Raw genomic sequence first — 14,540 nt, forward strand, 5'->3', positions numbered from 1 at the left:
CGCGGGGTGGAGCAGCCCGGTAGCTCGTCAGGCTCATAACCTGAAGGCCGCAGGTTCAAATCCTGCCCCCGCAACCAAGAAACATCAACAAAAACAAATACATAAAGCCTCAGCAAGGAGGCTTCCGTCGTTTCCAAGTTTAGCCGTGGAAGCACACTGGAAGCAGCAGAGATATGGCCACAGCGTGGAAATGGCGGAGTGACTGTAGATGTGGATTGATGCCAGCGTGTGGCGGAAACGCAACGCCAGTCGAAGGTGATTAGCGCGGGGGAAGCACCGAACGACCATGCGCCGCCCACTGAAATATCGGGAAAGGTCGTCTCGGCTACAGGCGAATGTCCGACATCCGCCCGTACCTTGGCCGCCACAAGTCGGCAACCATCCACCAATTAATCAAAGTGGCCGGTGCGCGCCTCTCATTCTTGCCACCCTGTTCGCCGGACCTTAGTCCGATCGAACAGGCCATCTCCAAGATTAAACATTGGGTGAGAAATGCGCAAAAGCGCGCCATCGCCCACACATAGCGTCATATCGGCAGCTTGATCGCAACCATCCAGCTCGCCGATTGCCAAAACTATCTCGATAATGCCGGATAAGGTTCCGTCAAAAGATGAAACGCTCTAGATATCAATGACCAGTTTGCCCTTCGCACGCCCACCTTCCAGCTCGTCATAAGCATGCGGCGCTTGGTCCAGCGAAAAGCTGCGATTATCCACAATGGGACTGAGCTGACTCGCCTCGACTATCTTGGCTATGTTCCTCAGGATCGCGCCGTGCTTGGCTTTCTCGTGATTATGAAGCATCGGGATGAGCATGAAAATTCCATGCAATGTGAGGCCCTTGGCGTGGACAAGTCCGAGATCCAGGGTGGCCCTTGCCGCCGTCGTTGCAATGCGTCCGTCGAGGGAGGCCGCCTCGAAGGAATTTATGAGGTTCGGACCACCGACTGTATCGATGATAGCGGAGAAGCCTCGCCCCCCGGTCAGACGCTGCTTGTATTCGGCAGGGCTCTCTTGCTTGAACAAGATCGCTTCGCTGGCACCCAGCGAAAGCGCAACGCGTGCGTCATCCTCATTCTCGACAGTCACTGTGATCGAGTTGGTGATACGCTTCGCGAGTTGAAGCGCGATGTGCCCTACGCCGCCCACGCCGCCATGAATGAGAAGGTTGTCATCTTCACGCAGTTGTAGGCGCTCAAGCAGGTTTGTTGCGGTAATCGACACCAGAGGAAGCGCCGCACTCTCTTTCACTGAAATGTTCGATGGCCGTTTCGCGATCAACTCCTGATCTGCGGCAATGTACTCGGCAAGAGCGCCACCGCGTCCCTTCACGCCGCCAGCGCAGCCGAATACCTCGTCTCCGACTGAAAAGCCTTCAACGCCATCCCCGATCGTCGCGATCACTCCAGCGAAGTCGCAGCCGATCACAGACGGAAGTTCTGGGCCGATAGGAAGACCGGCGCGGATTTTGTTATCGATCGGGTTGAGCGAAGCCGCTGCTATCCGGACAACCTGTCAATCGGCGTTTAAACGGAACCCCTTATCGGCGTCCAAAAAGTACCCCTCCTTTAGGTTGCAACGTTTAGCGTGCGCGGGCCCGGAACTTTCAATTTAGTGCAGGGTTTGCGCGCGCGGATCACTAGCGTTCTTCGGCTTTAGCTTTGAGAGCGGTTTTTGAAGCGCCACGATTCATTTCCCGTTTCAACGATCTCGCAATGATGGGTAAGCCGGTCGAGCAGAGCGGCGGTCATTTTTGCGTCGCCGAAGACAGTCGGCCATTCGCCGAACGTCAGGTTTGTGGTGACGATGATTGAAGTTCGCTCGTAGAGCCTGCTGATGAGGTGGAACAGCAACTGTCCGCCCGCTTGGGCGAACGGAAGATAGCCAAGCTCGTCCATAATGACGAAATCGAGCCTGGAGATAAAGTCGGCAAGACGCCCCTGCTTACCATTACGCGCTTCCGTTTCAAGACGATTGACGAGATCGACGACGTTGTAGAAGCGCCCGCGCGCGCCGTTGCGGATCAAGGCACGGGCAAGTGCGATGGACAAATGGGATTTTCCAGTGCCAGTTCCTCCAACGAGGACGACATTGTGCTGCTCGGCAAGGAAAGCTCCGCTCGCGAGCTGGCGCACCAGTCCTTCATTGACCGGCGTGTCGGTAAAGTCGAAGTCGTCGATGTCCTTGGCCAGCGGCAGCTTTGCGACGGTGATCTGGTATTTAATCGAGCGCGCCTGTTTCTCGGCGATCTCCGACTGCAACAGGTCGCCGACAATGCGCGGTGGTTCGTGCTGGCGTTTGATGCCAGAGGCCATGATCTCGTCATAGGCGCTGCGCATGCCGTAAAGCTTCAGCGTGCTCATCATGTCGAAGATTTGAGATCGTTCCATATCAGCTTGCCCTCCTGAGGCTGTCATAACGTGCGCAGTCTGCCACAGGCTCATGGGTCAGGCGCAGCGCATCGGGGATGGAAAGAATGGCGGCGGGCTGTGGATCACGCTTGCGAGCCAGAATGTTGATAATCACAGCGGCGGAGAATACGCCTTGATCAAGCGCCTCCTGGCAGGCCGCTTCGACTGCAGAAAGGCCGTCGATACCGACACATTCTAGGATCGACACCATCTGCCGGTCCCCATCATGCATGGCCTTGAGCTTTCGCCGAACATGCTCCATGGAGGCTGGCAGGACCCAATCAAGGAATGGTGCACCGTTCCTCAGTGCTCCCGGCTTGCGCGTCAGGACCGGAACATAATGCCATGGATTATAAATCGTCTCGCCACGGCCAAAGCAGCGTTCATGCTGGCCGATCTCGACACCATTTTGCCGTATGACGATGCGGTCGGCATAAGCATGTATCTCGGCCGGGCGGCCAACGGCAGTCGATAGCACCGAATATTTGTTGTTATCAAAACGCACGAGGCAGGTTTTGCCGATCGAGGCCTGTATCGTGTGGAAGCCATCGAATTTGCCCGGATAGCCGACCAGATGGGCCTTCTCCTCTTCGAACACCTCCCAGATTGTGCGCTCCGTCTGATCGACATGCTTATGAGCGCGGGCGTAGCTAATGCATTTATCCAGCAGCCAGCCGTTCAACTCATCGTAAGATTTGAAGCGCAGCCGCGGCGTGAAAAAGCGTTCCCGGACCAGATTAACCTGGTTCTCGACCTGACCCTTCTCCCAGCCCGACGCCGGTGTACAGGCCACCGGCTCGACCAGGAAATGACTGCACATTTGCTGAAAGCGGCGATTGTATTGACGCTCTTTACCGACGAAGACTGTTTCCACTGCTGTCTTCATATTGTCGTAGATGCCGCGTGTGCAAGCCCCGCCAAAAAAGGCGAACGCCCGATCATGCGCGTCGAACACCATCTCCTGCGTCTCGCGCGGATAGGCCCGCACATACATCATCCGGCTGTGGCAGAGCCGGATATGCGCAACCTTCACCGCCGTCGTCACACCGCCCAGAACGACAATCTCGTGGCTCCAGTCGAACTGGTAGGCCTCGCCGGGTGCGTAATAAAGCGGCACATAAGCCTCCGCCGTCACGGCCCCGCGCTCTTTCAACCACGAGCGTGCATAACGCCGGACTGTATCGTAGCCACCCGCGTAACCAAGATCGCGTAGATCTTCGAATATCCGGATCAAAGTCAGGCGTTCGCGCGAGGCCTTCGCCTCATTAGCTAGCAGTATTCCATCAAGATGATCACGCCAGGGACCGAGCTTTGGCTGCGGTTGACTGGAGCGCGCGTATTTGAAATCAGTCTCTTCACTGCGCAGAACCTTCCGCACAACTTTGCGCGAAACGCCCAGTTCCCGACAGATCGCTTTGATTGTTTTGCCCTGCACATGTGCAAGACGACGTATCTTCGAAATAGTCTCCACAATAAGCATCCAATAGAAAACCTCCGATTGAAATCGAAGATCATGTTACCCTTTAAACAAGGGGTCCCGTTTGGATGCCGATAACCCCTCAAATGGGGTCCTTATTCCATGCTTAATGACAAAAACGGCCTCGCCCATGTCATGGCTGCCCACAGCCCATTGTCGGCGCGACTGGCGGATGAGGCCGGGTTCGACGGTCTCTGGGCCTCCGGCTTCGAGTTGTCCGCCCTTTACGGCCTGCCCGATGTCAGCGTGATCTCCATGACGCAGCATCTCGACATGGTGCGGGCAATGGCCGAGCAAAGTTCGTTGCCGATCATCGCCGACATCGACACCGGTTTCGGCAACGCCATCAACGTCATCCACGCTATCAAGCAATATGAGCGCGCCGGAGCGGCGGCCGTCGTCATCGAGGACAAGACCTTTCCGAAGGTCACAAGCCTCGTCGCCGACGGCCGGCAGGAGCTGGTGCGCGTGCAAGAGTTTCAGGGCAAGATCCGCGCCGCCATAGCCACCCGGGCCGATCCGGATTTCCTGATCATTGCCCGCACCGAGGCGCTGATCGCAGGGCTGGGAGAGGAAGAGGCGCTGAAGCGCGCGGCGGCCTATGAGGAGGCCGGGGCGGATATGATCCTCGTCCATTCCAAGCAGAAGACGCCTGACGAGATAGAGAGCTTCGTGCGGGCATGGAACGGCAAGGTGCCGATCGTCATCGTGCCGACCGCCTATCCCGAGATGAACGAGGAACGCATCAAAGCACTCGGCAAGATCGCCATCGTCATCTACGGCAACCATGCTCTGCGGGCATCGGTGACGGCGATGCAGGATGTGTTCGCGCGCATCCTCAAGGACCGTGGCATCCATAACGTCAACAAAGACATTGTTCCGGTCGAGGAAATCTTCCGCCTGCAGAAGATGGATCAGGTGAAGGCAGACGAGAAACTGTTCCTTGCCTGACCATTGCATTTCGCCGAGCTGAGCGGACCCGCCCTTATGGGCGCAGCCGACGAAGTTGCAATTGGGCAATCGAGAACTACGTCAAGAAGGAGCACAGATTGGAGCTGCGTCATATCCGGTATGTCGTGGCGGCTGCTCGCAATGGCAGTTTCAGCGCGGCGGCGCATGAATTGCATGTCAGGCAACCGATCATCAGCAGGAGAATCAAGGAACTTGAAGACGAGCTTGGCATATCCCTGTTTGATCGTTCTTCTTCCGGAGCGCGGCTGACCCCGTGCGGCGAGGAATTCATTGTTGATGCAAGGCGTATCATCGAGGATATTCAGCGTCTCACCCAGCGGGCCAAGGCGAGCAAAGCCGGCAAGTTGGGCCGTGTTGTCGTCGGATTCTACAAATCGCTTTCGACCGGCCATCTGCGCACGAGCCTCCATGAATTTCGCCAAAGTGGGTTCGTTGCGGGCCTCATTCTGGGAGGTGTCATTACCGACCTGATGGGATGGCGCTGGGTACTGTGGATCAATGTTCCGATTGGCGTGCTGGTCGTGGCATTTGCTGGCGTGCTGCCAGTGGGTAAGCCGGGCGCCGAAGCGGTATCGGGAAAACTAGATGTTTTGGGCGCAATGTTGGTGGCAACAGGTGCCGCCTCGCTGGTCTATGCGTTTGCCAACAGCGAGCATGTCGGGTTGGCGCATCCAACTACCTTTGGCCTGATCTTGTTGGCACTCGCACTGCTCGGGATGTTCGTATGGGTGGAAAGCAAGGTGGATACACCGCTAATGCCCATTCCCGTCTTCTGGCGGCGATCGACGGGCGGAGCTAACCTTGTTTCCTTGCTGGCAAACACGGCGCTGGGTCCGACCTTCGTGATCGTGGCTTTGTATATGCAGGAAACTCTCGGCTTCACCGCAACTCAGACAGGCTTAGGTCTTCTGCCGATGGCGACAGCTTTCACGCTTGCAAGTGCGTTGGTCGGGCCTGCTCTGATCGCGAAAGTGGGGACAAAGCCGGTCGTCCTCGACGGAATGATCTTGTTCATCGCAGGGTTGGCGACATTGGGCGTATCTCTGTCGGCGGATGCCTCATGGGCAGCCTCGATATTACCAGGAACCGTAGTGGCAGGAATTGGCTACGGCATCGCATTTCCCGCTTGGACGGTTGCCGGGATTGAAGGTGTTGAAGCCGCCGATCACGGTCTGGCCGGAGGAATGCTCACCACGACGCAGGAAGTGGGGTCGGCCGTTGGGCTTGCGGTGGGCGTCGCTGTCAGCGTTGCCGTGCTGGCATCCGGTGGGACGGCCGCGCAGGGCGCGAGTTCCGCGATCCTGGTTTCGGCCTGCATCGTTCTGGTGGGCCTCATTAGCGCCGCGATCATTTTGCCGCGCAATGCCCGCGAGCGACCAGTCGCTAGATAGAGAAAAATCCTCACCATGGCGAACAGACTATTTCGAGGGAAAGAGATGAAAAGATCAGTAAAAGAAGATCTTACAACGGAAATCATAATCCGCGCCATCACTGCGGAGGATGCCGAGGCATGGCGAAAACTCTATAGCGGTTATGCCAACTTCTACAGCACGCCTATGGCAGATGACATTCTTGATCGGACGTGGGCGTGGCTGCTTGAGCCCGCTCACCCATTGGAGGGGCTGATCGCTCTGACCGATGGTGGCCAACTTGTCGGTCTTGTCCATTACCGGCTATTCCCAAAGCCACTTCTTGGACAAGATGCGGGTTTTCTAGATGATCTTTTCGTCGATCCCGGCAGGCGCGGATCAGGTGTCGGACGCGCCTGCTCGCCGACTTTATGATGATGTGGCGAAGGCAACGCCTTGGGTCACATACGATCTGAAACCATGAGGCGCGTGATGCTTGAACTTCGACCCAACTGCGAGTGCTGCAACTGCGATTTGCCGCCATCGAGTATTGAAGCTCGCATATGCAGCTTTGAATGCACGTTTTGCGCAATTTGCGCCAAGACGTTTCCCAGCGGGAGTTGCCCTAATTGCGGTGGCAATCTCGTATCGAGGCCGATCCGGCCCGGCGCCTTGCTCGCACGGCATTCAGGATCGACAGAGCGCATCTTCAACGCAAGACGTTGCGAACAGCCGGAGCGCGAAGCGGAGGGCTATGAGTGCATTTCTTGGGAAACATAGAAACGCCAATCGGACGGGTGCAAGCTATTGTGAACGGCGGCGGCGCTCTGGTCCGTCTCGACTTCGAAGGCGACACTCGGGCGGATGCAGACTGGCAGCCCTCGGATGGCATTGTCCCGGAAGATGATGCCGTTGCGCATGTTGCCGCACAGCTCGCGGCATACTTCCGCCGCGAGCTACAGGTTTTCGATCTCCCCCTCGCGCCTGTAGGTAATGCATTCCTACGCGAAGCGTGGTCACATTTGGCGAGGGTGCCTTACGGCACGACCATCACCTATGGCGATCTGGCCCAACGGCTGGACAAGCCAACATCGGCAAGGGCCATCGGGCGGGCTAATGCCATCAACCCGATCTCGATCATCGTGCCTTGCCATCGCGTAATCGGCGCGGATGGCAAACTCACCGGCTATAGTGGTGGACTGGAGAGAAAAGCCGCCTTGCTTCGCTTGGAGGGCGTCAATGCAGGTTGGGCCGGTCATGAGCCGGCTCGCCTCCTGTAGGGGGCGAACACGATGCGCAGGCGACGACATCGGCAGGCTTCCACAGGTCCTTTGTTTCAACTGCGAAGCGGTCGCATTCCAATGGCATCATTGGTGCAGACGCTAGCCGTCGCCGAGTATCTTAGCTTCCATCGCGCAGCAAAGGCACTCGGCACCAGCCAAGCGGGCGTCAGTGCGCGGATCAAGGCACTGGAGGAAGACCTTGGCGTCGTTCTGTTCGACCGCAACACACGCGGTGTCCGGCTACGGTGCCGATCTGTTCATCAGGGGGGATCTGGTCAAGCAAGTGGGGCAGCACAGGGCTGTCGCCCTTGTCGCTCGAGGTAAACTCTACAGCACGGATGTCGCCGGTGGCCGTATCCATCGCCAAATGAACCTTGCGATATTGGCGTCGGCGCTGCGTGCCATGCTTGCGCGCAAGCCATTCCCTATCGCCGAGGAACTTGATCCCGGTGCTGTCCACCAGCAGGTTCGGCGGACCCGGCGCACGGCGGTTCGATATCTGCACCGTGATGCGTTTTTGCCTGCGGCTCAGGGCTGAGAAGTCGGGCACTGGCCAATCGAGGCCAGCCATCGACAGAATACTCTCCACCATCCCGGTCGTTTGTCGAAGCGGAAGCCCGAACAGGACTTTCACCATGAGGCAGAACTGAATGGCCGCGTCGCTAAAGACCGCAGGCCGGCCGTTACCCCCAGTCCTGGGACCGCGCCACGCCATGTCCTTGTCCAGCCAGATCAGCAAGGAACTGCGCTGCTTCAGCGCTCCGTTGTAGGACTTCCAGTTCGTCGTATGGTAGCGGGCGGGTTCAGGCTTGGTCATCCCAGCCCCTTAAACCCACAGATTCGACGTGTGAATCCTGCTCGCTGGGGACTTCTGCAACAACGCCGTCAAAATGTCTCGAGCATTGAGGGTTATTCGTGAGTTTGCGCTTCTCTAATGAAGGTCCGGCATTTCCAGAGCAACTGGTCAATGCATTACTGACTGGTGACGTAGTATTTCTTTGTGGGGCTGGCGTTAGTGCACCTCAGCTCCCCGGCTTTGGCGGATTGGTGCGGGAGTGTTTCGAACATCTCCGCTTGGAGATGAATGCATCTGAATGCCTATCGTTACGAAGAGGTCTTGGGGTCGCTCAGCCGCAGGATTGTGAATCCAACGGAATTTACCCAGACAATCACAGAACTGCTGCGCCCTCCGGCAGAACCCGATCTTGGTACCCAAGATACTCGACCGGTTTATCGCAGCAATGCCTGCAATCGAATTTGACCGACGTTTGCAGTGGCTAGACCAACGTGCAATCCGCTACGATTGAGCAAAAGCCCCTAACTGCCTACTGCTTTTTACCGATTTCTGTTTTCAAACAGCGACTTGCAGTGAATGTCGGTATCGGTAGTTGCGAGCCCCCGCAACCAGTTCCGACATAAAAGCATTGTTATCTAGATATAGAAAATTGAGGTTCTTTCCATGCCTGATGTTTTCGGCTGGATCCTGTTTGGCTTTTGATTGGGTTATGCTACTTTAACCCGTCACTCATCCTTTTCATACAATCATGCAATAATTTGAATATGAGATGAGGTGGACTTTTTTGCTGCTTCTTGGGAGGAGGCGCAGATGGAGACCGAGGTCAAGCGCGCATGGGAACAATTTGTCAGTCGGGGGCAATTGCCGACCACCAAGATTCGTAGTGTTGTAGCTCAATCCTGGCAGCGCTCTGCGGAGATGCAGGTCAGTTTTGCCCGAAAGCAGGCACCAGTCCTGAGTGAAGGCGACCTGCATCGTCGCAAATTACACAGCGTTGACATGATTGCGGCTGCCGTTCCCGCGCTACAGCGATCGCGCCATTTTCTTGCCAATGCCGGATCGATGTTAATTCTTGCAGATGAATCTGGTCACATTATTGCCACTGAAGGTGATGCGCGGATTATTGATGCCGGTCGCGACAACCATCTTGAACTGGGAGGCGACTGGAACGAAGAGCGGATTGGAACCAATGCAATCGGCACGGCCCTAGTCGAAAAGACGGCAGTTCATATTCACGGTAACGAACATTATTGCGAGGGCGCTCAACGCTGGACATGTGCGGCAGTGCCTGTTTTTAATCCGGTAAAACGTCGGCTCATAGGCGTCGTGAATGTGTCGGGTCCGGCAAATAAATTCAATCCCCAAAGTATGGCCCTTGCCGTTTCGGTTGGCAGTGAAATCGAAGCGGCTATGGACCGCCAATTGCGTATGGAGCATGAAGTGCTGTTACGCCAGTTCCTGAGCAAGCGGGCTGTCTGGCTTAATGAGGATATGCTTGTTCTTGACCGATATGGCCAGATCATTCATTCCACCGACGAAAGCAATCTCAAAATGCTGCTGCTGGAAAGCGGCCTTCAGGAACAGATCGCAATCAATCCGCCCGAAGAGTGGCAGAGCCGGTTTCGCACCGGCGCAGCGAATGCGGAGTTGGATTTGATTAAAAGCGATGGTGTCAGCATTGGAGCAATCGTGCTGGCCCGGGGGCGCAGCAAGCGGGTTTCTTTGAAACCCATTCATCATTCATCGTCTTCTGAACGAGTGGTTTCATTTGAAGAAATTCTCGGAAACAGCCCAGTGGTCCGTGAAGCCAAGGAAAGAGCCCGTCAATTCGTCGAGGCGGGTCTGCCAGTGCTTCTCGAAGGAGAAACGGGAACCGGCAAGGAATTGTTTGCACGCGCCATGCATCAGACTGTGTACGCACCGTCGAGCCCTTTCGTACCGGTAAATTGCGGTGGAATTGCCAAAGACCTTATCGCAAGTGAGTTGTTCGGTTATGCCAAAGGTTCCTTTACTGGTGCAGATGTGCGCGGACGCGAGGGGAAAATCATTGCAGCGGATGGGGGTATGCTCTGCCTTGACGAGATTGGCGAATTGCCGCTCGAATTGCAGCCCTATCTTCTGCGCGTGCTGGAAGACGGTGTCGTCTACCCGGTCGGCTCGCAGGACGGGCGCAGCATAGAATTTCAACTCGTATCCATGACCAACCGCTCGCTTCAGTCCGAAATAGCGGCGGGGCGGTTCAGAAGCGATCTGTTTTACCGGATCGCTGTTGCTACTGTGAATATTCCTGCACTTCGTGACCGGGGTGACGACGCAGCTCTTCTGGCCGAGCATTTTGCTCGCAAGGCCGCCAGCCGAATGGGCCGCGCCAGTCTTGACCTCACGCCTGAAGCGCTCGATGCTCTTTGCCAGTATGATTGGCCCGGCAATGTGAGACAATTGCGCAATGTCGTTGAAACCGCCGTAGCGCTGAACCGCAACGGCAGGATTGAACTGGAGGATCTTCCAGCTGAACTGCATATGCAATCCGTGGTTCGTAGCACGCATGACAAAAAGATACTGCAACGCGTGGAAGAAACCGCAATCCGTGAAGCAATGAGCCAGTGCAACGGAAATCTGACCGAAGCCGCCAGACAGCTTGGCATCGCACGTTCCACGCTTTATCTGCGGCTTGAACGCTACGGCATCGCTCATTGACCGCTTCGCGGATCAAACAAATGTTCCGCGCAATATATTGATAAAAGACTATCTGGCAAAAGCTTTGATGCAGACCGCGATGCTCATACCGTAAGCTAGGGTCAGGACCCATTAATTTGATGAGAATGGCATTTGAAATGAGAAGATATGCCCAAGTATTCAAAGAGAGAGACGTAAGGACCGGGGTTGTTCCCCCGGTTGAGCGGCTCGACGCAGCAGATCGCCCAAATCGCATACTAGTCATTTCGATGTCCGAAGGATGTGGTCCATCCGCCCGGTCTACTTCGTCGTAAAGTCTTGAAAATGAACCACATTTCCTTCGCCTTTTCTTATCAAATCCAAACGGATGGCCTCACACCATTCCCGTCAAATTAATGAGTCCTGACCCTAGGTTATATGGATGGCTTCGATGAGGCTCGCCGGTATGCTGCAAGCCCGAACGCTCCTGACAGGATCGTCATGCCATGCTGCAATCTGTCCGCCAGGGCTTCAGAAGAGGTAGAAAAGACCTTGTCCATCAAACCATATTCCCGCTTGAACTGCTTGTTTATGGTGTATGGTTGTGGATTTGCCTGACGGGTGCGGCGTCTTGGAACCGCACCCGTCTGCTCTTCCCGGATGAGCCTTATGTGGCTTCAGTACGTTCCGGGACAGGCAACCCCAGCCAGTCCTTGTAGAAAGTATCGATGTCAGGTTCGAAATCCCGGATGATCGGATACCATGGCGTCGGAGCCTCAACGTCATGCAGCGTGCCGCATTCTGGGCAGCAATATTCGCGGATGACCTGCCATGTCGGTGTTGGCGCCATGAGACGGGGATAGATTTCCTCCATCTTTTCCGGCGTATCGCGCACATGCACCAATGCATGCAGTTTCCAATTCTGCCGCCAGTCGCAGAAGTCATGACCGCATTCGCAACGCACGGTCCATTGTTTCGATTGCTTCTGCTGCACGATATAGAGTTTTGGCCCGAGCGGCAGGATGATCTTTTCATCCCATGGCATCCGTTCCTGCAATATTTCGATATAGGTCTGGAAACGCTCCGGATCTTTCGGTGTCGAAAGCATCTGGTGCAGCGTATCGTGGTCGATCTTGCCGTCAATGAGATCGGCGATCTTGGCGCGTGTATAAGCCATTTTCATTCCTCCCAGAAAATGTAAGGTGAAGCGGATACGGGCCTTACTGCCCGTATCCTGATATGGTTCAGGAGATCATTCCTCGACGAACTGCACGGTCTTCACGTCCGGCAACTCAGAAATGTCCATCGAATAATTGGCGCCATAGCAAGGTATGCCGAGTTCTTCCTCGGTGAGAATCCAGCTATCCGGCAGGTCCCAGAATTCACGGAATTCCTTCTCGAAGCGCGGTCCGAGCTTGAAGGAAGCCGCGAACATCTGCTGGACCTGTGTTCCGGCCTTCTTGGCGAGAATTTTCTCCCTTTCTCCCTTCATCCATTCCCTTGCAGGAACCGATCTGGCGATACGCGCCTTGCGGATGGCTTTGCGCTCGGCTTCGGTTGCTGCTTCGTCCACAACCAGCCCTTCCGTGCCTTTCTTGAGAATGACGCCATAGACCTGTTGCGCGAAACGTTCGAGCACATAGCCGCCATTCACATCGTCAGCGACCGCCTGCGGTTCGCGGTCCAGCGGATCGCCGAAACCGGGGCCACCACGCATATAGTTGAGGTAAAGATCGTAATCGGAGAACATTTCCTCTGTGGTGATGGCCTGCTTGTCGCGCTTGATCCTCGCATCCTTGAGGAGCGAATCCCAGACCGGGTTCTGCGGATCGGTATCGCCGCCGAGCGGAATTTCCTTTCCTTCTTCGATGAGTTTCTTGAGATTGGTGTCATGGGCTGCGAAACGATAGCCCGATGCCGCCGGATAGCCGCCCATCAGACCCCAGTCCGAGGAAATATGGCCGTTGCCCATGAAGAACATGGTCCAGTCCTTGGCGTTCCAGACCATTCGCAGGCTTTCAAAACCGCAACCGCCGCGATATTTGCCCGAACCGCCCGACGATGCCTTGATCTGACGGCCCAGATAGACAAGCGGCTCCGCCAGTTCCCAGATTTCCATGTCGCCCATGTCGCCTTCCGGGTTCCAGATAGCGGCTGCATGGGAAAGTCCGTCTCCCACCGCCGTAGCCCCGGTTCCATTGGCGGCGCATTCAAAGGAATTGACGGCATGGATTTCATCATACTGGTTGAAACCACCACCTTGCAGCCAGTTGGATGTATTGGCGTTACCCGCATTGACCTCTTCCAGATAGCCGCGTCCGTAATAGGAACGTGACAAGCCGCGCCAGAGCGCCGTCCAGGCAGAGACGAGGAAGTGCCAGGAATAGGAGAAGGCGACACGGCGGTCGTCCGGGTTCATCCACGTGCCTTTCGGCAGTCGGAATTCGGTGCCGTAGGCCGCGCCGTCATTGATCATCTCTGACGGGATCAGTGTCTGGGTCATCATCACCCAGATGCCGGAGGTGAAGCTCACCTGATGCGCATTATAGGTGTGCCATCCCCAGCGGCTCGCGCCCTCGAAGTCGAGACGCCATGTGCCGTCACCACGAATGGTGATTTCGGACGGCGCATGCATGATGGTGTCGACCTTGGCGAAGTCGGAAGGCACGCGTACATCTTCGTGATCATAGGGCACATCGACGAAGCCTGCCTGACGGTATATGCCGGGAATGGTCATCGCCTTGATGCGGTTCTGCAAGCCCATACGGCCATGTTCGATCGATTCATAGGCGAATTTCCAGTAGGCATCGATGCCTTCCTCGGAGATTACCTCCTCCACCAGCTTGCGGATCATGTGGCAACCGGCCACGCGCGTACGCTCGTCCAGCATCCAGTAACGCGTGGTGCGCACCATACGCTGACTTTCATGCAGCCAGTCGCGGAACAGCGTGTCATTCTCGCCCACCTTGCGACAAGTGATCGAATAGCCATCGCCGAAGCGTTGTACCTGTCCTGTCGACATTGAACCCGGACCAACGGACCCGGTATCAATGACGTGGGTGACGCCGCCGACCCAGCCGATCAGTTCGCCTTCCCAGAAGATCGGTACGATGGTGTGGATGTCACAGGGGTGGACATTGCCGATCAGCGAGTCATTGTTGCAGAAAATATCCTTGTCACGCACACCGGGATTGGACTCCCAGCCGTTCTCGATCATGTATTTGATCGCGGCACCCATCGTGCCGACATGGATGATGATGCCCGTGGAAGTGAGAATTGCATCGCCCGCGGCATTATAGAGCGTGAAGCAGAGTTCGCCTTCCTGCTCGACGATCGGAGACGCGGCGATTTTCTTTGCCGTTTCACGCGCATCGACCACACCGGCACGCAGACGTGAAAACAGCTTGTTGTAAAGAATGGGGTCGCTGTCACGCAGCTCCATCTTATTCAGTCCGGCATAATGCTTGGTACGTTTGGTCGCTTCCATGAGCCGGTCGCGATGTTCCTTGAGGGTTTCGCCACCTCGCACGATACCGCGAGTGGCGCCCTGCAATTCCTTGTCTTTTACCGAAATATTCATTGTTTCGTTCCTTATTCA

At 56.1% G+C, this 14,540-nt stretch carries 10 protein-coding genes, 1 tRNA gene and 4 pseudogenes; 9 read left to right on the forward strand and 6 right to left on the reverse strand.

Annotated elements, in window-relative coordinates; all coding sequences use genetic code 11:
* Both FHY56_RS00005 and FHY56_RS18080 read left to right on the forward strand, forming a co-directional pair.
* A tRNA-Met gene (locus FHY56_RS00005) sits at positions 1–77 on the forward strand.
* 279 nt (positions 78–356) lie between these two features.
* Positions 357–596 (forward strand): annotated as a pseudogene (locus tag FHY56_RS18080) (transposase); the annotation flags it as partial.
* 24 nt (positions 597–620) lie between these two features.
* Here FHY56_RS18080 and FHY56_RS00015 read toward each other — a convergent pair.
* The 3 genes and pseudogenes from FHY56_RS00015 to istA form a co-directional block, all read right to left on the reverse strand.
* Positions 621–1,502 carry a zinc-binding dehydrogenase gene (locus FHY56_RS00015; protein WP_268898890.1) on the reverse strand — a complete coding sequence of 294 codons (882 nt, stop codon included), beginning with the start codon at positions 1,500–1,502 and terminating at the stop codon, positions 621–623.
* 152 nt (positions 1,503–1,654) lie between these two features.
* Positions 1,655–2,389, reverse strand: a complete 735-nt coding sequence (gene istB, locus FHY56_RS00020) for an IS21-like element helper ATPase IstB (protein ID WP_094509645.1) — start codon at positions 2,387–2,389, stop codon at positions 1,655–1,657.
* A pseudogene (istA, locus tag FHY56_RS00025) lies at positions 2,322–3,890 on the reverse strand (IS21 family transposase). Before istA ends, istB begins: the two are co-directional and overlap by 68 nt.
* 99 nt (positions 3,891–3,989) lie before the next feature.
* Between istA and FHY56_RS00030 the strand changes: the two are divergent.
* From FHY56_RS00030 to FHY56_RS18085, 6 genes and pseudogenes are all read left to right on the forward strand, one after another.
* The gene (locus FHY56_RS00030; protein ID WP_140903143.1) at positions 3,990–4,838 is read left to right on the forward strand and encodes a phosphonopyruvate hydrolase; all 849 of its coding nucleotides are present in this window, start codon (positions 3,990–3,992) and stop codon (positions 4,836–4,838) included.
* Between the two features lie 98 nt (positions 4,839–4,936).
* Positions 4,937–6,250, forward strand: a complete 1,314-nt coding sequence (locus FHY56_RS00035; protein ID WP_140903144.1) for an MFS transporter — start codon at positions 4,937–4,939, stop codon at positions 6,248–6,250.
* Between the two features lie 45 nt (positions 6,251–6,295).
* Positions 6,296–6,643, forward strand: coding sequence for a GNAT family N-acetyltransferase (locus tag FHY56_RS00040; protein WP_210240042.1), 348 nt, complete (start codon positions 6,296–6,298; stop codon positions 6,641–6,643).
* A 57-nt stretch (positions 6,644–6,700) separates the two neighbouring features.
* A complete protein-coding gene (locus FHY56_RS00045) occupies positions 6,701–6,988 on the forward strand; it encodes a DUF1272 domain-containing protein (RefSeq protein ID WP_140903145.1) in 288 nt (95 codons plus the stop codon).
* The gene (locus tag FHY56_RS00050; RefSeq protein ID WP_235889383.1) at positions 6,976–7,488 is read left to right on the forward strand and encodes a methylated-DNA--[protein]-cysteine S-methyltransferase; all 513 of its coding nucleotides are present in this window, start codon (positions 6,976–6,978) and stop codon (positions 7,486–7,488) included. The genes FHY56_RS00045 and FHY56_RS00050 overlap by 13 nt, the downstream gene beginning before the upstream one ends.
* Before the next feature lie 81 nt (positions 7,489–7,569).
* Positions 7,570–7,734 (forward strand): annotated as a pseudogene (locus FHY56_RS18085) (helix-turn-helix domain-containing protein); the annotation flags it as partial.
* Here the strand turns inward: FHY56_RS18085 and FHY56_RS00060 are convergent.
* A pseudogene (locus tag FHY56_RS00060) lies at positions 7,727–8,308 on the reverse strand (IS5 family transposase); the annotation flags it as partial. The pseudogenes FHY56_RS18085 and FHY56_RS00060 sit on opposite strands and share 8 nt — an antisense overlap.
* A gap of 789 nt (positions 8,309–9,097) precedes the next feature.
* Between FHY56_RS00060 and FHY56_RS00070 the strand changes: the two are divergent.
* The gene (locus FHY56_RS00070; protein ID WP_140903147.1) at positions 9,098–10,984 is read left to right on the forward strand and encodes a sigma-54-dependent Fis family transcriptional regulator; all 1,887 of its coding nucleotides are present in this window, start codon (positions 9,098–9,100) and stop codon (positions 10,982–10,984) included.
* Between the two features lie 625 nt (positions 10,985–11,609).
* On the opposite strand, the gene FHY56_RS00075 is transcribed toward FHY56_RS00070, so the two are convergent.
* Together FHY56_RS00075 and FHY56_RS00080 are read right to left on the reverse strand one after the other, a co-directional pair.
* Positions 11,610–12,119 (reverse strand): acetone carboxylase subunit gamma, encoded by a 510-nt coding sequence (locus FHY56_RS00075; protein ID WP_140903148.1) that lies wholly within the window; start codon positions 12,117–12,119, stop codon positions 11,610–11,612.
* Positions 12,120–12,194: 75 nt separating this feature from the next.
* Positions 12,195–14,522 (reverse strand): hydantoinase B/oxoprolinase family protein, encoded by a 2,328-nt coding sequence (locus FHY56_RS00080; RefSeq protein ID WP_140903149.1) that lies wholly within the window; start codon positions 14,520–14,522, stop codon positions 12,195–12,197.
* Between the last annotated feature and the right edge of the window lie 18 nt (positions 14,523–14,540).

Source organism: Brucella gallinifaecis (assembly GCF_006476605.1).
GTDB classification, from domain to species: Bacteria; Pseudomonadota; Alphaproteobacteria; order Rhizobiales; family Rhizobiaceae; genus Brucella; species Brucella gallinifaecis.